Origin of the sequence: Dorea sp. 210702-DFI.3.17, assembly GCF_020560825.1 — a bacterium.
In the GTDB taxonomy this organism is placed as follows: Bacteria; Bacillota; Clostridia; order Lachnospirales; family Lachnospiraceae; genus Dorea; species Dorea formicigenerans.
In genome coordinates, this window is the sequence record NZ_JAJCNB010000043.1 from 1 (window position 1) to 18,265 (window position 18,265).

An 18,265-nucleotide genomic window follows, 5' to 3' on the forward strand; every position below is an offset into this window, starting at 1 on the left:
CAGGTGCTTCAGAAGCTGTATTATTTACATCATTTTTCTTATTTACACCATCTAATGACTTCATTGTCGGGACTTTCTCCGACGCAATTCCGAAGCCACTCATATTCCTGAGCAACTCCCTACTTTGCTTTTTTCAATCAGATAAAAAGCCTTGTTTACCTTTAAAATTGATTACTTTCCGCATAAGCAGTTGTATTATTTGATGTATTTGATGTAAATCCCGATTGAGAGAATGGGTTCTTCAATCGGATTGCTTACTAAATTATAATCTTTATTATTGAATAAGTCAATCAGACCAAAAAAAGCAGCGTACCAATTTTCATTTTAAAGTACGCCACTTTTTCCTACGCTATTGAATTATTAAAGTATTTATCCAGTCCATCAAACTCAGTTCTTTTTAGTTCCTTTGTTACATCAGTATAGATATTTAAGGTTGTTGTTATATCCTTATGTCCGAGTGTATCCTGAATAACTTTTATATTTACACCTGCTTCACACATTCTTGTTGTAAATGTATGTCTGAGCGAATGACAACTAAAATGTGGTAAAAGCACTTCTGGGTTTTCTGTTTTCAAAAACTGCTCATCGTTGCAATCACGGATTATGCGTCGGATTGCCTTATTCAAAGTCGATTGATGTTGTGGCTGTCCGAAGCGATTGAGAAATATAAAATCTGTATATCCATCTATGGTCGCTTCGCAGTGAACTCCTAGCAGTTCTTGTCTTTCTTTTTCCATAACAAATGCTTCTTTAACAAAATCGAGCATCGGAACTTGTCTATTTCCTGCTTCTGTCTTTGGAGTATTCACATTGAAATAGCAGCCCTTTTTTCCTTCAGAAGTTCTGTGGTCATAATAAACCAACGTGTGATTAACATCTATAATCCCATCTTCCAAATCAATATCGCACCATCTGAGTCCAGTAACTTCTCCAACTCTTAACCCCGTTCCAAGCATTACTGCAAACACCGGATACCAATACACTGCTGTATTAGAGTTCTTCAGATAATCCATAAACAATTCCTGCTCAGGTCTAGTAAGTCCCCTGCGTTTTTCTGTCTTGAAGCAATGAGCTTTTTTCAATTCCCTTAAAACATTATTTGTCGGATTGTTTCTGATATAGTTATCATCAACCGCCATATCAAATATCTGATGAAGAATGTTGTGGACACCATCAACCGTTGCAGGCTTCAAGCCTCGCTCATCAACCAGATAATTGTAAAATCTCTTAATATCTGATTTCAAAAATGTTGAAACTCTCTTAGAACCGATTTGCCGACGTACAAAGGTTTCATAAATATATTTGTAATTCTCAAAAGTGTTGTTTTTCAATCCTCTCTTCAGGTCTTTCCACAACTCATATAAATCATCGAGTGTAACATATCGTGCTTCCGCTTTTATGCCATCACTTTTGTCTTTCTCAATCGCTTCCTCTTTAATCCTGAGTGCTTCAAGCGTTTTTGAATAGACATATCTTCTTTTATGGTTTTCATCAGTCCAACTGTACTGATAACTTCCATCACTTCTTTGAAGTTCTCCCGTGCGAAGAACTGTCCTTGTTTTATCTTTTCGTTTTGGTCTTGCCACGGCTGTTCCTCCTATATTTCATTCCTGCTATTTAAAAATTCCACAAATTTGTCGATGATGACATACACCTGATAACCGTCTGTCGTCATAAAATTGCAATCTTTCCTTTTCATCAGCTCTCGTATTTTTCCCCTTCCGATACCTGTATAAGCGGCTGTTTCATTTACCGACAAACATTTCTTTTTCCAAAATGGCTGCTCTTTTTTCTTTTCTATAAGGCTTTCCCGATAAGCAATCATTTCTTCATCTGCAAAATCCACATTCATCGTTCCACCTCCTAAATCTCATACATTTTTTCAATGTACTCATCAAACAATTCTCTTTTTATCATTCGGCGTTTTCCCACCCATAACACAAATGGACAGTCAGCAAACCTTGTCATTTCACGAAGTTTTTCTCTGCCAATGCCGGTATAGGCAGTAGCTTCATCAATGGTCAGATACGGCTTATGCCATATCGGTACTTCTAATCTTTCTTTTTTTACTGGATTACTCACAATAATACCTCCTCATATCGAATACTGCTTTTTTATAAATTCAACAAATTCTTCTCTCTTGATAAGTCGCTTTGAGCCATTCCATAAAACGAACGGACATCTTTCATTATCGGTAAGCTGTCTGATTTTTCTGCTTCCAACACCTGTATAAGCTGCGGCTTCATCAATTGTAAGCATTACTTTCTCCCAAAGTGGGACATTATAGATTGTTTCATCTTTTTCGTTGTTCATATGCTGTAACCTCCTTTGCGTGGTTACAGCATACTTAAAAATCTACGCTGAGCCAACGATGCGAATTTGCTCATCGCAGATTTGACTTTTTCATTAAATAGAATACTGATTTGCAATATATTCCTCAAAAATTTTTCGCTTTATCATTCGGCGGCTTCCTATCCAAAGTACAAACGGGCAATCTTGCTTTTCCGTCATTTCATAAAGTTTTCCTGTTCCAATATTGGAATATATAGATGCTTCTTCAATCGACAAATTAGGCTTATGCCAAAGAGGTACATTATAACTCAGCTTCTTTACACTGCTATTAGACATTCTTGCACCTCTTTTCTTTCTTGGATGAATATCTGTCGGTAACAACATAATCCCAACCATCCCCATCACACTTATCACATCTGTCTTTTCGCTTTGCAAATGGGTCAAGTCGCCTTACAATATAGTCCGGATTGTGGATGTAATCATTCAGGCACTTCGAGCATAGACAACGAATATTTTCTTTCCCCTCCGGCTTGTAAACCCAAAGTCCAAAAGTCTTTTTCAAAGTTGCGTTTATCTGCCTAAAAAGTTTATCGTCATCTACCGTACCTATGTATTCACGCAAATCCTCTCTATTGACTGTCCGTATCTGCTCCAGAAGAACCATTGACGGTTTCTTCAGTCCAAACTCCTCGCCAAGAATAATGTGTGATGGCAAATATCTTTTCTTGATTACACTTGTAACCGCTGCAACAATAATCGTTGGAGCATTCTGGTTATAATCGTCTGCCTGAACGACAAGCACCGGACGCTCTCCGCTTTGTACTGAACCACTGTTATCTCCAAAGTCATAGTAGAATAAATCCCCACGACAAATCATTTTTTCTTTCATATGCATAACCTCACAAGAATCTAATTTTTAAAGTGTCATTCGTATCCGGAATGAAATAACCCCTTCACTCATTTGGACAAAGGGTGCTGAAATGCACACCCAAAATCAGAGATTTTCATAAAATTTGATAAAGTTTTTCTTCGCCGCTGCAATAGACTTATCTACGGAGCTGTAATATACGCCCTCCTGCTTTGCAATCGCTCTGGAACTCAGACCGCAGCACACATTCTTCATAAGGCGTTCCCTTTGAAGTGGCTGCAACATTGAAAGTGCTATCCTTGCTTTCCTGATTTCACACTGACGCAATTCTTCTCTTTCCAGTTCAAGCCTTTCTTCCTCTGCTCTTTCAAACGGGTCGTCAAACATAATGGCAAGTTCTTTATGGAACTGTGAGGACATTTCATCGTCATATCCATAGCAGTCAAGTGTGCGACTGCTTCTCTTTGCATACTTGTCCTCATTTCGGTTTGCATCGTCAATTACCTCTCCCTGTGCAATGGAAAGATGAACAAACGGAGAATATCTTTCTATAACAAGGGGATACTTCTCCCAAAGCTCTTTTACCGATAATTCCGTAATAATCGCCCATCTTTCAGCTCCGGTATAACCGTTATATTCGTATTTAAGATTTATCAGTTTACAATCCTTTACAAATAATTCTTCTTGTTCTGTTAATGTAAGTTTGTTTTTCATTTCCGTAATCTCCTTTGAATTTTGAAAAATTGATAAGTTTCAAAATTCGGAGATTACGGGTACTCAGCTATCTGGCACTGCCATACGTTATAAAACATAAAAGTCCTTTCCCAAGTAAGGGAAAAGACCTAATACTGCACGAAGCATAATCGAATAAAACAGCAACAAAAAAAGCACCGTCGAATCTGGACAGCAAAGAATACTTCTATTCTTCACTTATCCGGCTTCGTACGGTGCTTGGTAGTTTAGCAAATAAATTGCTTATCTCCGCTTACTCGATTAGAAATCGTTTCGATATTTACTTGTAATCTTCATCGCCTGCAATTCCTGCCATATCCGTTCCTACGGATTCTGCGGAAGTAAGCGAGATTTAAGATATGGACATTCTTGCATTTCTGACACTTCACACTCAAATGTCCGGTTGCGTCTGAAAAAACTCTTTGTATCCTGAACCCACAAGTCGGGCAGAGAATATCACGCTCTTTCAGACTTTCTGCTTCTACTCTTGACAGAAGCAATCTCTTTTGTATTTCAGGTGCTACCTGAGTCTGTAACCTCATTGTGAAACACCTCCCAGATTTAACTCATTGGAAATGTACTCAAGGATATTGTGATACTCAAATAGCCCCATATCTCTCAATCTGATAACCAAGGCTGTATAAGATACTCCGATATAAGCTGCCATTCTGCGGATAACTGCTTTATCCTTTGAAGTAATGGTATTATCGCCATAAACTCTTATCGGATTTGACTGATTATATTTCGCCAAGGCATTTTCAATAATTCTTCTCGGCATAAGAAGCGAAGCTCCCATTGTATCTGCCTGCCACTCAACAGACGCAAACATCTGAGCCAGTTCCTCTTTGGAATAACTACGCTCACTGTCATACTCTGCATGAAAGCGTCCTTCACTCGGCATTGCATACATCTTACTCAAGATATGATGTGACGCTTCGTGTGCCATTGTAAATCTGCGACGTCCCTGCTCCTTTTCAGCAAGAAGAAATTTATCAAGTACGATGGTATCTTTCGGGAAAACAAAGGGAATAATTTTTCCGTCCTGATGTACCAGCAGTGGTGTTGCTCCATCTGCCAGAAAACCAATCCTGCCTGCATCATCTTCTGCGAAAGAAGCGTATTCAATTCGTAACATAAGAAATTCTGTAATGAAATGTTCTATGTCGATGGATTGAATCACTCGATTGCTAAACTTATTAGCATAAGCTGTTATCAAGCCTTCGCTGATTTCTTCCAACTCGGCTCTTGACATATAAATACTCAAGTTGTGTCCACCTCCGACTCCACCTTGTCCGGCGGTGCAACTCCTCCGGCAAAGTTCTGTTGTATTTCCGCACTATCCAAATTGATTAGATAGCGAATTCCTTCAAGTGTTCTCATTCGTCTGTCCTCTGCTATAGTTCTTTGATGATGTGACAAGCCACACCCTGAATGCAGCACTCATCTACAATGATGTCTTTCATCTTCTTATTTTCCGGATGGAGAATGATTTTCTTATTCTCATCATCTCTGAAGTAACGTTTCAATGTATTCTGATTATCCACAAGGGCAACTACTATATCGCCCTCATTGGCTTCTACCTGCTTTTTGACAACCACAAGGTCGCCGTCATCAATCCCTGCTTCAATCATAGACTGACCGCTTGCTCTTAATATAAAGAAATCTCCTTTGCCGAAAATAGCAGTAGGAAGTGATACATATTCTTCAATATTTTCTTCCTCATACTGAGGACTACCACAAGGAATAGAACCTACAATCGGTGTCTGTGTCTGTTCGCCACTGTACTTACGGGTCACATTGGTGCGAATCTCCTGCCCGTCGTACTCAATCATATTCTTCTCAGCCATTTCTACCAAGTATTTGTATGCTGTACCTCTGGCAATACCAACAGCTTCAGCAATCTTTGTAGTCGATGGGGATTGTCTGTTTTGCAGGTAATAATCCTCGATATATTTTTTTATCTCACTCATAAGTTCAGGACTCTTGCTTCTCATACCTGCACCTCGCTTTCTTTTCTATCGGAAGCAGTTTGCTTTCGATAGTTTTATTATACCTGATACGAAAAATTTTTCAAGTAGGTTTTTCGCAAAAGAAAAGAGGTGTCGCAATTTGCTAACACCTCAAAATTTCTTTGCTTGCACTGAAATCATTAACTCCAATGGCTTACTATTTTTCTCTATCCTCATCTTTTCTTATACAATACAAGTTCCGGATTCTTACCGTCTTCTTCATAAGTGCAAATAAGAATAAAATCCATATCTGCAACAACGCCGAAACATCTATCGCCGCCGTATTCACATTCAAGCTGATTGCCCAGATATGTCTTTGCCTCATTCAAAAACTTAGCCGCTTGCCCATTCGGAAGCCGGTACTCAAGATTCACATACTTTCCCACAAGGGTATTCAGTTTTTCCACCTTTGGCATTCCGTCAACATTCAATTCGTTAATTTCATTGATTAACTTTTTCTTGAATTCTTCAAACTGACCGTTATCACTAAGCTCATCATATTTCTTCCAGTAATCCAAAGTAGGAAGCAGCTCTTTCATATAAGAACGGGCTTGTTCCTCCGTGAAATTCTCGCTTACCATATTCTTAACACAAACTTCAATCAAATCGTCCATATCATTGTAAGTATATGTTCCATCGGCATAACACCACTTACAATAGTCCTCGTTGAAAGAACCGTCGTGATTGTGTCCGATAATATCATCATCTTCAAGCGGCATTCCGCAGCATTGACAAATAAGCTTTCTCGGTGAGCCTAAAAGTGTATTTATGGAAACATCTAATACTTTTGACAGCAATTTCAATGTTTCCGTATTCGGAACTGTTTCTCCGTTTTCCCAACGTGAAACTGCCTGACGACTTACAAAAACTTTTTCTGCAAGCTCATCCTGCGACATTCCCTTTTGAGTGCGAAGTTCAAGTATAACCTGTTTTGTATCCATTATGCAGTACCTCCCTTACACCTTTATTATAGTCTCACGCATTATCTCAAACAAGCAACTCGCAGTTGCTGTCCTTATTACTCAGCTTTTTCGTTCACGGCTAACAAATTTTCACAATAATAGTTTGGGTCGGTTGTATCCGCAGACGGATAAACTTCAAACTCCACGCCCTCGGCATATTCATACTGCGAGCTTTTCAAGAAGATTCTGCCGTTTCTTGACATCGTATGCTTTGGAGTGTTAGATTTCCTGTTCTTTGTTTTCTTTTTGCTGCATACCCTCATCGGCTTGTGCAATCATCTGCCTGTACTGTTCTTTCACACTTTCCGGTGCAAGTATTTGTACCTTGCCATTAAAGCCAAACACCCAACCAAAAAAGGTCGGACTGGCTGATACTTCGGTCTGTACTCTGAAAGAAGTCATATCATACGCAAGAGTTGTCACATCTTCTCCAAAACGGTCAACCATTGTTTTCATCAAGCTGTTATCACACCGTAAATCCACAAGAACTTTCTCGCCTGAGAACATAAAGAAAACTTCCTTTGTGTAATTCTCAATATCAAAATCATCCGGCATAGGAATAATATCTTTATCCAATATCTCCGGCTTGGAAGCAATACGGTCTACCCTGAAATTGATAACCTTGCTTTTCTTCTCTGAATATCCGAGAACATAATAATAGTCCCCACACCAGAGAAGTTTATACGGGCTGAGCTTATACACTTCGCCCTTGTTCTTCAGAACCTTTTTCTTTAATCCGGTATAATCATAATACTGAAAAGAAATCTGTTTACCTGTATTGATGGCATCGTTTATAGCGTCAATGATATAATATATCTGCTCATTATCCGGCTTAATTCGATTGACCACATAGTTATTACGCTTCAACTTTGCCACCTGCCCCGGACTGGTCATCGTATGTATCTTCTCAATCAGCGTTTTGCTTTTCTTCTTTGTAATAAACTTCGATGACTCCACTGCATCTATCAGCAGTTTCAGTTCCGGCAATTCAAACTTACGACTGGCTACAAAGTATTTGCTCTGAGTAGAATGGATAGTAACAATATCCATTCCAAACTCCTGAAGTGCAGCAATATCTTTTGTGACCGTCGTTCTATGTGCAGATATTCCGTATTCATCATTCAATATATTGATTAGCTGCGTCGTCGAAAGCGGATGTTCCTCGTCCGTTCGTTCCTCTAATATTTTCTTTAAGTATAATATTCTCGGCTTTGTTTCCATTGTTTGCCCTTTCCAAGCTATTACTCATATAGTCCTTTGAACATTTCTCCCTGTATCACGCTGATTTGTTCAGTCGGAATTACTGTTTCATCCTGCATAATCAGTTTGCGTTCAAATTCATCAATCTTTTTCACTATGCCGGAATGCGTGAGATATGCTCCTCCGGATTTTTTATCATCAGGCACGAAATAAGTTATTGATATTTCCTGTTCTGTGCCGATATTATCTCTAATCATATTTAATTGGTCATTTAATTTCATAATGACTTCATCGCTTAACTCTAACCGTTCATCTGTTAGCCTTGCAGTCTCTTTAATGGCTGCATCGTGTCCTGTAAGTGCCGCAAAAGGTGCAAACTGTGCTGCTCTGTCGTGAAGTGACATACGAGGATGGTTCTTCGATGTCGGATTCGGCAGATTGATTATATCGTCATAGGAATGTTCATCCATCTGTTACAGCACCTCCTTTGCTCGACAAACTTGAATTTATATAATTATCTCTCTAACTTTCCCCATTTTATAGGCTTTCCCGCCTGTCCATTAGTGAAATGATATGTAGTTTCCCTTATTTTTGCCCTTATGAGATAATTACAAGGGAAATAAGGGAATTTCTTTAATCATTGCCTACCACTTTATCAAGAAGCCTAACCGATTTTCGTTTCGCATCTCTTGTGGAGTGAGCATAGACGTTCATTGTGGTACTGACATCTGAGTGTCCCAACAATTCCTGCACATCTTTTGGGGCTGCTCCATTTGCTAAAAGGTTGCTTGTATAGGTGTGACGTAACTGGTGGAAATGAAAGCCTTCAAATCCCTCTAATGTTTTTGCCACCTTTCTGCAAACAGTTCCCAAAGTAGTTGGAAGTTCCAGACAACCATCCGGTCTTAAACAGACGAAAGAAATTTCTTTATAATCTGCCGGGACTTCCTCTGTTCTGTCTAAGCAATAATATTCGTAGTACACTCTGTTTTTCTCTTTGACCTCTTTGTAGTAGTTCGTGTGATAAAGTTCTCCGTACTGCATTCGATTTTTTAACTGCTCTTTCCGGGTATTACGGAAAATCTCTACCAGCGTATCTCCAAAATCAACAATCCTCACTTTTTTCCGCTTGGTTGGTCCGATGATATATTTGCGCTTTGAGCCATCGTATCGGATGCTACGTCTTATGGTAAGGCATTGTTCTTCCAGATTTACGTCCTGCCACGCCAAACCGCAGGCTTCTCCAATACGAAGCCCGGCATAATAGGCTATCTGGATTGGAAGTATTGCGGCTGGGTTCTTTTTTTTCAGATAAGCAAGCAATCTTTCATAATCTTCTCGTGAAATTGGTTGGATATTTCCGTCCATGTCCTCGTCTGAAAACAAATCAACTTCATCCGTCTGATACCGCAGTTTAATATACTGCATGGGATTAAACGTAATATACTGTTTTGGAAATACTGCAAAGCGGAAGGACTGCTGCATGACTGCGGAAAAAGAATGGATGTAATCTTTGCTGTAACCCTTTCTCTCTTTTCCGTCGGGATGAACTCCCCCGAAGGAAAGCAAATCAAAAAAGGATTGCAAATGCTCAGAGGTTACATTTTTTAATTTCCGTTCTGCCAGCGGATGTTTCTTAATATTTCGGATTGTTCCGAGGTAATTCTCCACAGTACCATTGCTGAGCGTACCTGTTTTTAATTCCTCCTCTGCCCACACATCCAAAAGTTGTCCGACTGTGAGATTTTCCGCTTTGGCAACAAATTTCTTTTTCTCATAATCATCCATTGCCTGACGGAGCAGTTTTTCAGTTTCACTTTTGCTTTCTGTTCCAACGCATTCTTTCTGAACAAGATTGCCGCTTGCGTCCTCTACATAGAAGCGGTAGTACCATTTCTTTCCTTTTTTTCTTACAGATCCTTTTGCCATAATCGTATGTCTCCTTTCGATATTAGACAATCGGAACTGATGAAATGCTTCGTGCGTGTAAGTATATCATAACTCCGGCTGTCTTACTATACCGATTCGGAATCTTCGTATAAGACTTCTGATAAAAGATTTGCAAGCCTTTGCTCTGCTGTTTTGGGTTTCTTGGAATAGAGCCTTACGATGTCTGCCATCTCATTAAAAGCATTGATGGTGTGAGTGATTTCCCTTAAGAACATAATCTCATTATATTCATCATTCGATTCAAACCCTATTGTTTTGGCAATATCCGTCTGACCATCATTCCCCTTAAAGTTTTTGCAGGCGAACTGAAAGGAATCCAAAAACAGACCATATTGTTTTAACATCAGCAGTAATAAATCTTTTGAAAAAGCATCTTCTTCTTTGGTAAGGGCAAGTGGTAACTGTTCCAGAATATCTCCCATCGCATCACGAATCTGTAATTCTCTCTTATCCGTAATATCGGTTTCATATTCATCTTTTTCCCCTTTGAGCCATTCCACAGATACATGGAGTGCTTCCGAAAGACCTTCCAACACCATTTTTTTCGTATTGTCAATCGAACCATTCTCATAACGCAGGATTGTAGAAGCGGTAACACCCATCTTTTCTGCGACATAAGGCTGTGTCAGATTCAATTCCAGACGGCGCTGTTTTACTCTGCTCCCTATCAGCTTGCGTAATTCTTTATCTTTCATGCTGACTGCCTCCTTTTTCGGTATGTATGAATTATAGCATTGTTTTTCTGAAATTGCAATATGCAATATAAAGTTTATTTTTAACATTTCGTAACGCTTGACAAAAAGATGTGAAAAGGATATACTTACATCACAAGAATTGCATAATGCAATTTGTAAGGAGGTGATTATATGACGCAAAGAAAAATTGCATTATCCATCGAAGAAGCTGCTGACTATACGGGAATCGGCAGAAACACCTTAAGACAGCTTGTAGAATGGAAGAAACTTCCAGTATTAAAGGTTGGTCGCAAAGTCCTGATTAAAACCGATATTCTGGAAATGTTTATGGAAGCTAATGAAGGTCGTGATTTGAGGGATAGAGGAAATGTAAAAGCTGTAACAAGAACTGTGGCAAATTAAAAAGGCGGCTTCCAAAGAAACCGCCAAAGGTTCTATCAGACCAAAGCCATGATATACCTACACGCAAGAAGATTATACCATGTGCTTCTTCTGATACGCAACCGAGAACTTATGTTTGCAAAAGAAAGGAGAATGTAATAATGGCAAAATCAACAAAAAGTTATGAAGAACGAATGCTTGAAATGGAAAAAAAGGAACAGGAAAGCCTTGAAAAAGCAAAACGATATGCAGCACAGAAGAAAGAACTTCTGAAACGAAAGAAAACCGAGGAAAGTAAAAAACGAACCCATAGGCTCTGTCAGATTGGCGGTGCGGTGGAATCCGTTCTTGGTGCTCCTATTGAGGAAGAAGACATCCCAAAGCTGATTGTTTTTCTGAAAAGGCAGGAAGCCAATGGGAGATTTTTCTCAAAAGCAATGCAGAAAGAAACCAATACCGATATGGAGGAAGTGTAATGGCAGAGGGGATGAGTTTTTCATTCCCTTCATTGCTTTTTCATGAAGGGCGCACTTATGGACAACCAGAGGTCGTCCCAATAAGTTTGCCACAAGTGTCAACCGGTCTGCGCTCACGCTTGCCGGGCTCGTTCCGTCGGCGGGGCTTTCAGCCAGACCTGCTCATGCCGCAGGAGGCACTCTTCGCCAGAGAGGCGCATTCCATGCAGGCTGCTATGCGCAGGGCACTCTTACGCAGAGGGAGTTCCGGCAATGCTGCTTTTTCTAAAACTGAAAGCAATGTTGCCGGAAATCTATGCCGGATACGTCAGAAAGGAGGAATCCAGACATGGCGATTTTTCATTACACAATCAAAATAGTCGGACGAAGTAAAGGGAAATCTGTTATCTCCGCTTCCGCATATCTCAATGGGGATGTGATGAAAAACGAGGAAACAGGGAGAATCAGTTATTACACTTCTAAAAAAGAAGTGGTCTACACCCGGCTGATGATGTGCGAAAACGCACCTCCTGAATGGCAGATAGTACCAGAAGAAAATATAAAACGCTTTCAAAAATCTGTCCGATACAAAAGGTCAGAAGATAAAGAAGCTGCTTTAAAAAAATTCAAAATCACATTTCAGAAACAGAGGTTATGGAATGAGGTATTGAAGATTGAAAAAAATGCAGATGCCCAACTTGGCAGGTCATTTGAATTTGCCCTCCCCAAAGAATGGAGCAGACAGGAACAAATTCAATATACAACCGACTATATCCAAAAAACTTTTGTAGATAGAGGAATGTGCGCTGATTGGAGTATCCACGACAAAGGGGATGGCAACCCCCATGTCCATCTGCTTCTAACTATGCGTCCTTTTAACCCGGATCATTCTTGGGGAAAGAAAGAAGTCAAGGATTGGGATTTTGTCAGAGATAAAAACGGAAATATCGTGATTGATGAATCCCATCCGAACTGGTGGCAGGATAAGAAAAACCCTGACCGTCATGGAATCCGTATCCCTGTATTAGACGAAAACGGAATTCAGAAGATTGGAGCAAGAAACCGCCTGCAATGGAAACGGGTGCTGACCGATGCTACTGGATGGAACAATCCAAAAAATTGTGAACTGTGGCGGAGTGAATGGGCAAAGGTATGTAATGAATATCTGCCTTTGCATAATCAAGTTGATCATCGTTCTTATGAAAAGCAGGGAAAACTCCAGATTCCTACCATCCATGAAGGAGCTGACGCAAGAAAGATTGAACAAAAGTTTTTTGCCGGGCAGGAAATAAAAGGCTCGTGGAAAGTAGCGGAAAATCAAATCATAAAACAACAAAACACGTTATTGCAAAAGATACTAAACACCTTTGGGAAAGTATCGGGTGCATTATCATTATGGAAGGAGCGATTAAATGACATTAGAAGAAAGCCGGGAAATTATACCCTTAATGGAATCCATGATTGGTCAAATCGAAGAACAGCAGAACCTAATGGCAGAAATGATTCTGGAAATGCAGAACCGGGACACTCAACTCTCTCTTATGCAAAAACAGAATCAGAAATTACAAAAATTAAACAACGAGTTATCCGAGCTGCTCAACATTTTGCCAAATACCGAGGAACTGCTTTCCAAGATGGAAGAACAGAAAACGAAGATAGAGCTTTTGGAAAACGAAAATCAGCAATGGCAGAAATTGGCACAGAAGCTGAACAGCGAAAACAGTTTATTACTGAAACAGAACACCGAATTGCTGAACTGGAACAGCAGATAGAGAAAGGACGTGATATAGATGAACGAATCCAGAGAATCAAAGAACGCCGAACAGTTGGAAGAACTTCTGCTCTTGACCGAGGAGATACAAGAAGAACTAGAACAGAAAGAACAGCTTATCGTGGAACTGAAGACGCAGCTCAGCGAATCTCTGACCTTGAACGAGAAATTAAACAAAGAGAACAGAGCCGGGAATATTCAAGCATTAAAGAACGACTTGAAGCTGGCAGACAGAGCATTGCGGATCGAGAAAGAGAAGTTGCGAAGCGCAAACGTCATGATAGAGGAATGTCAAGATAAAATATGCTATTTAACACAGGAACGGGATTATGCCCGGACACATCAGAAAATCGTAGAAATACCGGTAGAAAAGCCGGTACTCTATGAAAAATGTGAAGCCTGTAACCGGACAGCCTATCAGAATGCAAAAGCAAAATACGAAACACAAAAAGAGCGACTTGCAGGACAGTATAAAGCAAAAACGGTAAGATTAGTATTATTAGGGTTTGAAATGTAAACTTCTTGAAGTTTGTTTTCGGGACTTCTAGAAGTTTGATTTTGGGACTTCATGAAGTTTAAATTGTAAACTTCTGCAGTCTCTTCATTTTCCACAGAAGTTTGTTTTTTAAACTTCTCTAATTCCTCTCCAAATTTTTTCTCATCTGTTTTCTCAGGCATAAAGGTTTTTACGTAGATAACATTCACCTTTCCAAATCCCTGTCTACGTTTCTCAATCAGACCAATTCCTGTTTCGTCATCCAGTTCTCTCATGGATTTGATGGCTTTATTTCTGCCACAGTTCAGTAATTCCATGATATCTTCGATGGAAAAGTAGATATATGCTCTGTTTTTGTCGTCAAACCACTGATTCTTGATGGAAAGAGACATTCGATCCAACATCAGTCCATATAAAATTTTGGCATCGCTTGATAAATCTTTAAAGTAGCTGTCTGTAAATAATGCTTTTGGTATGCGGTAGAAGCTGAACTGATCAGCTTCGGTACCGTAAAAATAATTAAATGTCATTTTTTTCTCCATAATTTCCTCCTTTCGTTTTCTGCTAAGAAGTCTTCTTTTTAAACTTCTTTGACTTTGTTTTCTTAGCTTTTTCTATCCTTAACAGGACTGTTCCTGCATCCATTTTTCTAATAATGATTCAATTACCTGTTCCATATCTTTGGCTGTATAATCATCCGGAAAATACTTTGTCAGTTTCTTTTCTGAGAAAGTAAGAGACCGGGATACTTTCTTTGCCATTACACAATTATTGAAAATCGATAACATCTGGATCTGATTGATTGGTCCATCATTCAGCTGATTTCTAAGTGCTGCAATCTGTTTTGGTTTGATAAATCCTGTGTCGCAGATATATTCGTAAATCCATCCCTGTACTTCCTTATCGATGTAAGAGATATCTACAGCAACCGTGAACTGAAGCTTTTTGTTATCTACCAGATCAAGAAGTTCCGGAATAAGCTCTGTCAGTCGGATATAACGAGTCACCTGTACACTGCTTATTCCAACTTGCTCACCCAATAATTCTCGTGACTTTTTACCTGACTTGTGTTCATTTTGTACACAAGTTAAATCTGTTCTGATTCCCTGTCTTTTCATTGCATCAAGTTTCATCTTGTAGGCAAAGGCTTTCTCACTCGGTAACAGTTCCTCTCGCTGAATGTTAGCGTCCACCATCGCCACAATGGCATCATCATCTGATAATTCTCTTACGATTGCCGGAATAGTTGTGAGTCCTGCAAGCTGTGCTGCATGCATTCTTCTGTGACCGGATACCATTTCGTAATCTTCGTTTTCATCCATACGGAGAAGTACCGGTGTCAACACTCCATTGATCTTTACGCTCTCTACCAGATCCTGCATCTTTTCATCATCCAACACCTTGAATGGATGATTCTTAAACGGATGGATATTACTGATCTCTATCTCCATTGCAGATTCTTCATTTACCACACCGAGCAGTTCATCAATACTTGCCAGCTTAATCTTTTCACCACTTCTATTTTTCATTCTTCAAAACCTCCTGTGTTAAATTCATATATGCCTCAGCAACTTTTCCCTTCGGGCAGTACATGTAGATACTTTTTCCTTCCGCACTGGTCTCAGCAGCTTTTACAGACATCGGGATCACATTTTCAAATACCTCAATCTGACTTCCGTAGGTTGTATGTACTCTTGATGCAATGTCCCTTGCGTAATTGGTTCTGAAATCTACCATAGTCAGGAGAATGCCCTCAATCGCCAGTTTCCGATTCAATCTTTTCTTTACTGTAAGAATGGTCTTAATCAGCTGTTGAAGTCCTTTAACAGGCAGATATGCGGCCTGTACAGGTATCAGCACGGAATCGGAAGAAACCAGTGCATTGATTGTCATCATACCAAGACTTGGCATACAGTCGATCAGGATATAATCGTATCGGGATCTTATCGCATCGATATATTCTTTCATGATCATTTCTCTGCTCATAACATTTCCCATCGTTACTTCCAGTGCGGAAAGCTCAATATTTGCTGGAAGCAGATCTACATTTTCCTGATGATGTAAGATACCATCTTCCAGATTAATATCTTCTTCATTGATAACATCCATCATCATTGTTGCCAGTGTAATTCGAAGATCATCCGGTTCTTCATATCCAAGACTTGCTGTTAAACTCCCCTGCGGATCTGCATCAATCAACAGTACTTTTTTACCTTCTCTTGCCAGTCCAATACCTACATTTACGGTTGTGGTGGTCTTGCCGACTCCACCTTTCTGGTTTACTACGGATATAACTTTACACATGATTTCTTCCTCCTTTAACTTTCCCATGATTCTTTTTTCCATAATTTCAGCAGTGCCAGTATTTCCCGTTTCATCATTGCCGGTGTATAGGAATTTGGAAAATACTTGTGTAACTGCTCGTTTGTGAATGCCACTCTTGTGATCTCACCCTTTTTAACTTCACACATGATTTCTTCCATCTTTTCCAGCGATAACTGTTTTTCTTTACTCAGCTGCTTTATCCGCTGAGCCTGTGAGAGTGACGGAATCGCCTGTGCATAATCCATTGCTTTAAGCAGTTCTCTTTGTTCATTTTCTTTCAGTGCTGCTATTTCCACAGCCGGGCAAAAAGAAATAATTTCATCATCCAGCTTCTGCAACATTTCTGGTATCAGCTTTGTCAGTGAAATATAACGCTGCACTTGTTTTGGGCTATCACCACAATCCTCACTGATAATATCTATCGAACGTTTTCTTGTTTTTTTGTGGTCAATTTGGCTCTTTTTTCGACCACTTTTTCTTTTCAATACGTCATTCTTTAATTTGTAAGCAAAAGCCTTTTCACTGTAGCTGATCCGTTCTCTATGAAGATTCGAATCCACCATGCTTAAGATGGAATCATCTTCACTTAATACCCGGATGATCACCGGTACTTTACGGTATCCAAGTTTCTCTGCAGCATGTTTTCTTCTGTGACCGGATATGATTTCATAGTAGCCATCCGGTACCGGTCTGACGATCAGCGGATTTAAGATTCCATATTTCTCAATGCTTTCCTGCAGAAGAAACATTTCCTTATCATCTTTCACCTGAAACGGATGCTCCTTAAAAGGGCGGAGACGTTCAATCTCAATTTCTATGATTCTTTCTTCTTTTTCTCCTGATTGTCTGTTTGCATCAGTCATCTTGACTCCTTTCCTCCAGGATTCAGGAAATAAAAAATGCCTGCCTGGAACTTTTGTTGTAAGAAAAGTTCCAAACAGACATTGCCGTTTGACTATTAGCTGTAGCTAATAGAATTGAATACTGTTTCAGCTAATTTATGTTTGCAGGTTTCGGAGAGATTGTTTCTTTTCCTGCCTTTTCTCTGATTTACATCCCCAAATAAGGGGTGACAACAGAGCGGAACCCAAATGTTAGCTGGACTCTTGAAAAACCATGTTTGCAAACCGGTGATTTTGATTAGCTGTCAGCTAACAAAAATCGGATTGTGTTAGCTGGAAATGGATCATTTTGAATGGAATTTCATGCCACGAACGTGATTAGAAAATAAGAAAAGCGTTCGCTGTCAGCTAATCCAGCTAACATTTTCGAACGCTTTGAAGCCCGTCGCCAAGAGGATTTGAACCTCCGACCCCTCGCTTAGGAGGCGAGTGCTCTATCCAGCTGAGCTATGACGACACATGCCGCAAACCCTTGATTTTACTGGGTTTCTGGGATTTTTCCCTTCGGCCATATATAAGATTATCAACTCTCTTTCGAGTTGTCAATCTACAGATTTTTTTGATTTGGTAACATTAGAACGTTCCCCAATTTGGGGAATGCTTTGTTGTCACCATTAGCATTTTTCAGAATAGATTCGAACTGAAAGTTGTTTTTCATTTTTTCCCTTTGGGGAATGCCTCGGCTTTCTCTTAGGAGGCGAGTGCTCTATCCAGCTGAGCTATGACGACACATGCCGCAAACCCTTGATTTTACTGGGTTTCTGGGATTTTTCCCTTCGGCCATATATAAGATTATCAACTCTATTTCGAGTTGTCAATCTACAGATTTTTTCGATTTGGTAACATTAGAACGTTCCCCAATTTGGGGATTGCCTCGGCTTTTTCTTAGAAGACGCTTGTTATATCCATTTAACTAAGGAAACTCAGCTATTGTATTTTAGCATTTATAAGAGATAAAAGCAAGCGTCTCCAGGCCAGACGCTTTGATTTTTTACTTTATATAGTAGCGATATGACTGTGTTCGTCCACATAACACGGCGTGAGAAGTTCCATAGAGTCGTAGAGCTTAAGAGTCGGAACCGTAGTCCGATTGATCTTTGCCATTTCGCCAATGCTAATATAGTTGGAATTCTTATTGTACATGTTGTGTATACAAAACCTTCTTTTTCCAGTTGGGGACGGGGTTTTTTCAAAAACAATGTCATTAAGTTAAGGATTTTAGTAGTG

Annotated in this window: 23 protein-coding genes, 1 tRNA gene and 2 pseudogenes; 5 read left to right on the top strand and 21 right to left on the bottom strand. The window is 39.6% G+C overall.

Annotated elements, in window-relative coordinates; genetic code table 11:
• Positions 1–344: 344 nt before the first annotated feature.
• The 15 genes from LI149_RS13595 to LI149_RS13665 all read right to left on the bottom strand — a co-directional run bounded on the left by LI149_RS13595 (position 345) and on the right by LI149_RS13665 (position 10,708).
• Positions 345–1,586 carry a tyrosine-type recombinase/integrase gene (locus tag LI149_RS13595; protein WP_022146408.1) on the bottom strand — a complete coding sequence of 414 codons (1,242 nt, stop codon included), beginning with the start codon at positions 1,584–1,586 and terminating at the stop codon, positions 345–347.
• An 11-nt stretch (positions 1,587–1,597) separates the two neighbouring features.
• Positions 1,598–1,852 carry an excisionase gene (locus tag LI149_RS13600; protein ID WP_024853349.1) on the bottom strand — a complete coding sequence of 85 codons (255 nt, stop codon included), beginning with the start codon at positions 1,850–1,852 and terminating at the stop codon, positions 1,598–1,600.
• Between the two features lie 11 nt (positions 1,853–1,863).
• A complete protein-coding gene (locus LI149_RS13605; RefSeq protein ID WP_022146406.1) occupies positions 1,864–2,082 on the bottom strand; it encodes an excisionase in 219 nt (72 codons plus the stop codon).
• A gap of 12 nt (positions 2,083–2,094) precedes the next feature.
• Positions 2,095–2,313, bottom strand: coding sequence for an excisionase (locus LI149_RS13610; RefSeq protein ID WP_022146405.1), 219 nt, complete (start codon positions 2,311–2,313; stop codon positions 2,095–2,097).
• 93 nt (positions 2,314–2,406) lie between these two features.
• Positions 2,407–2,628 carry an excisionase gene (locus LI149_RS13615; RefSeq protein WP_022146404.1) on the bottom strand — a complete coding sequence of 74 codons (222 nt, stop codon included), beginning with the start codon at positions 2,626–2,628 and terminating at the stop codon, positions 2,407–2,409.
• Positions 2,621–3,181: a type II toxin-antitoxin system PemK/MazF family toxin gene (locus LI149_RS13620; RefSeq protein WP_195993838.1), complete on the bottom strand. Its 561-nt coding sequence runs from the start codon at positions 3,179–3,181 to the stop codon at positions 2,621–2,623. Before LI149_RS13620 ends, LI149_RS13615 begins: the two co-directional genes overlap by 8 nt.
• Before the next feature lie 105 nt (positions 3,182–3,286).
• Positions 3,287–3,874: a hypothetical protein gene (locus LI149_RS13625; protein WP_055291085.1), complete on the bottom strand. Its 588-nt coding sequence runs from the start codon at positions 3,872–3,874 to the stop codon at positions 3,287–3,289.
• A gap of 311 nt (positions 3,875–4,185) precedes the next feature.
• Positions 4,186–4,434, bottom strand: a complete 249-nt coding sequence (locus tag LI149_RS13630; RefSeq protein ID WP_002594701.1) for a hypothetical protein — start codon at positions 4,432–4,434, stop codon at positions 4,186–4,188.
• A complete protein-coding gene (locus tag LI149_RS13635; protein ID WP_002594700.1) occupies positions 4,431–5,156 on the bottom strand; it encodes an ImmA/IrrE family metallo-endopeptidase in 726 nt (241 codons plus the stop codon). Before LI149_RS13635 ends, LI149_RS13630 begins: the two co-directional genes overlap by 4 nt.
• A gap of 130 nt (positions 5,157–5,286) precedes the next feature.
• Positions 5,287–5,886 carry a transcriptional repressor LexA gene (lexA, locus tag LI149_RS13640; protein ID WP_002587849.1) on the bottom strand — a complete coding sequence of 200 codons (600 nt, stop codon included), beginning with the start codon at positions 5,884–5,886 and terminating at the stop codon, positions 5,287–5,289.
• Positions 5,887–6,074: 188 nt separating this feature from the next.
• Positions 6,075–6,842 carry a zinc ribbon domain-containing protein gene (locus LI149_RS13645; protein ID WP_002594697.1) on the bottom strand — a complete coding sequence of 256 codons (768 nt, stop codon included), beginning with the start codon at positions 6,840–6,842 and terminating at the stop codon, positions 6,075–6,077.
• Positions 6,843–7,082: 240 nt separating this feature from the next.
• Positions 7,083–8,084, bottom strand: coding sequence for a YafY family protein (locus LI149_RS13650; protein ID WP_044681693.1), 1,002 nt, complete (start codon positions 8,082–8,084; stop codon positions 7,083–7,085).
• A gap of 20 nt (positions 8,085–8,104) precedes the next feature.
• On the bottom strand, positions 8,105–8,533 hold the full coding sequence (locus LI149_RS13655; RefSeq protein WP_008118560.1) for a hypothetical protein: 429 nt from the start codon (positions 8,531–8,533) through the stop codon (positions 8,105–8,107).
• Between the two features lie 163 nt (positions 8,534–8,696).
• On the bottom strand, positions 8,697–9,992 hold the full coding sequence (locus LI149_RS13660) for a tyrosine-type recombinase/integrase (protein ID WP_215711005.1): 1,296 nt from the start codon (positions 9,990–9,992) through the stop codon (positions 8,697–8,699).
• Between the two features lie 86 nt (positions 9,993–10,078).
• Complete coding sequence (locus LI149_RS13665; RefSeq protein ID WP_161208931.1) at positions 10,079–10,708, bottom strand: helix-turn-helix domain-containing protein; 630 nt, start codon at positions 10,706–10,708, stop codon at positions 10,079–10,081.
• Between the two features lie 171 nt (positions 10,709–10,879).
• On the opposite strand from LI149_RS13665, the gene LI149_RS13670 reads away from it, so the two are divergent.
• From LI149_RS13670 to LI149_RS13690, 5 genes and pseudogenes are all read left to right on the top strand, one after another.
• Entirely contained in the window at positions 10,880–11,110 is a 231-nt protein-coding gene (locus LI149_RS13670; protein ID WP_008704241.1) for a helix-turn-helix domain-containing protein, read from the top strand.
• A gap of 140 nt (positions 11,111–11,250) precedes the next feature.
• Entirely contained in the window at positions 11,251–11,565 is a 315-nt protein-coding gene (locus LI149_RS13675) for a hypothetical protein (protein WP_055152287.1), read from the top strand.
• On the top strand, positions 11,565–11,924 hold the full coding sequence (locus tag LI149_RS13680; RefSeq protein WP_015515801.1) for a hypothetical protein: 360 nt from the start codon (positions 11,565–11,567) through the stop codon (positions 11,922–11,924). Before LI149_RS13675 ends, LI149_RS13680 begins: the two co-directional genes overlap by 1 nt.
• Positions 11,894–13,615 carry a MobA/MobL family protein gene (locus LI149_RS13685; RefSeq protein WP_195550853.1) on the top strand — a complete coding sequence of 574 codons (1,722 nt, stop codon included), beginning with the start codon at positions 11,894–11,896 and terminating at the stop codon, positions 13,613–13,615. The genes LI149_RS13680 and LI149_RS13685 overlap by 31 nt, the downstream gene beginning before the upstream one ends.
• A pseudogene (locus LI149_RS13690) lies at positions 13,554–13,802 on the top strand (DUF6040 family protein); the annotation flags it as partial. The gene LI149_RS13685 and the pseudogene LI149_RS13690, both read left to right, overlap by 62 nt.
• Here the strand turns inward: LI149_RS13690 and LI149_RS13695 are convergent.
• The 6 genes and pseudogenes from LI149_RS13695 to LI149_RS13720 form a co-directional block, all read right to left on the bottom strand.
• A pseudogene (locus LI149_RS13695) lies at positions 13,799–14,353 on the bottom strand (replication initiator protein A); the annotation flags it as partial. The pseudogenes LI149_RS13690 and LI149_RS13695 sit on opposite strands and share 4 nt — an antisense overlap.
• Positions 14,354–14,431: 78 nt before the next feature.
• Positions 14,432–15,340, bottom strand: coding sequence for a ParB/RepB/Spo0J family partition protein (locus tag LI149_RS13700; RefSeq protein ID WP_227143516.1), 909 nt, complete (start codon positions 15,338–15,340; stop codon positions 14,432–14,434).
• A complete protein-coding gene (locus LI149_RS13705) occupies positions 15,330–16,115 on the bottom strand; it encodes a ParA family protein (RefSeq protein ID WP_117500055.1) in 786 nt (261 codons plus the stop codon). Before LI149_RS13705 ends, LI149_RS13700 begins: the two co-directional genes overlap by 11 nt.
• 14 nt (positions 16,116–16,129) lie before the next feature.
• Entirely contained in the window at positions 16,130–17,095 is a 966-nt protein-coding gene (locus LI149_RS13710) for a ParB/RepB/Spo0J family partition protein (protein WP_227083469.1), read from the bottom strand.
• Positions 17,096–17,421: 326 nt separating this feature from the next.
• Positions 17,422–17,495: transfer RNA gene (locus LI149_RS13715), tRNA-Arg, on the bottom strand.
• A 539-nt stretch (positions 17,496–18,034) separates the two neighbouring features.
• Complete coding sequence (locus tag LI149_RS13720) at positions 18,035–18,181, bottom strand: hypothetical protein (RefSeq protein ID WP_227143517.1); 147 nt, start codon at positions 18,179–18,181, stop codon at positions 18,035–18,037.
• Positions 18,182–18,265: the final 84 nt, after the last annotated feature.

What these genes read in the sequence shown, in the direction of transcription:
- LI149_RS13600 (WP_024853349.1), bottom strand. Translation starts at nt 1,852, where the DNA reads ATGAATGTGGATTTTGCAGATGAAGAAATGATTGCTTATCGGGAAAGC.
- LI149_RS13610 (WP_022146405.1), bottom strand. Translation starts at nt 2,313, where the DNA reads ATGAACAACGAAAAAGATGAAACAATCTATAATGTCCCACTTTGGGAG.
- LI149_RS13615 (WP_022146404.1), bottom strand. Translation starts at nt 2,628, where the DNA reads ATGTCTAATAGCAGTGTAAAGAAGCTGAGTTATAATGTACCTCTTTGG.
- LI149_RS13620 (WP_195993838.1), bottom strand. Translation starts at nt 3,181, where the DNA reads ATGAAAGAAAAAATGATTTGTCGTGGGGATTTATTCTACTATGACTTT.
- LI149_RS13625 (WP_055291085.1), bottom strand. Translation starts at nt 3,874, where the DNA reads ATGAAAAACAAACTTACATTAACAGAACAAGAAGAATTATTTGTAAAG.
- LI149_RS13630 (WP_002594701.1), bottom strand. Translation starts at nt 4,434, where the DNA reads ATGAGGTTACAGACTCAGGTAGCACCTGAAATACAAAAGAGATTGCTT.
- lexA (WP_002587849.1), bottom strand. Translation starts at nt 5,886, where the DNA reads ATGAGAAGCAAGAGTCCTGAACTTATGAGTGAGATAAAAAAATATATC.
- LI149_RS13645 (WP_002594697.1), bottom strand. Translation starts at nt 6,842, where the DNA reads ATGGATACAAAACAGGTTATACTTGAACTTCGCACTCAAAAGGGAATG.
- LI149_RS13650 (WP_044681693.1), bottom strand. Translation starts at nt 8,084, where the DNA reads ATGGAAACAAAGCCGAGAATATTATACTTAAAGAAAATATTAGAGGAA.
- LI149_RS13655 (WP_008118560.1), bottom strand. Translation starts at nt 8,533, where the DNA reads ATGGATGAACATTCCTATGACGATATAATCAATCTGCCGAATCCGACA.
- LI149_RS13660 (WP_215711005.1), bottom strand. Translation starts at nt 9,992, where the DNA reads ATGGCAAAAGGATCTGTAAGAAAAAAAGGAAAGAAATGGTACTACCGC.
- LI149_RS13665 (WP_161208931.1), bottom strand. Translation starts at nt 10,708, where the DNA reads ATGAAAGATAAAGAATTACGCAAGCTGATAGGGAGCAGAGTAAAACAG.
- LI149_RS13670 (WP_008704241.1), top strand. Translation starts at nt 10,880, where the DNA reads ATGACGCAAAGAAAAATTGCATTATCCATCGAAGAAGCTGCTGACTAT.
- LI149_RS13675 (WP_055152287.1), top strand. Translation starts at nt 11,251, where the DNA reads ATGGCAAAATCAACAAAAAGTTATGAAGAACGAATGCTTGAAATGGAA.
- LI149_RS13680 (WP_015515801.1), top strand. Translation starts at nt 11,565, where the DNA reads ATGGCAGAGGGGATGAGTTTTTCATTCCCTTCATTGCTTTTTCATGAA.
- LI149_RS13685 (WP_195550853.1), top strand. Translation starts at nt 11,894, where the DNA reads ATGGCGATTTTTCATTACACAATCAAAATAGTCGGACGAAGTAAAGGG.
- LI149_RS13700 (WP_227143516.1), bottom strand. Translation starts at nt 15,340, where the DNA reads ATGAAAAATAGAAGTGGTGAAAAGATTAAGCTGGCAAGTATTGATGAA.
- LI149_RS13705 (WP_117500055.1), bottom strand. Translation starts at nt 16,115, where the DNA reads ATGTGTAAAGTTATATCCGTAGTAAACCAGAAAGGTGGAGTCGGCAAG.
- LI149_RS13720 (WP_227143517.1), bottom strand. Translation starts at nt 18,181, where the DNA reads ATGTACAATAAGAATTCCAACTATATTAGCATTGGCGAAATGGCAAAG.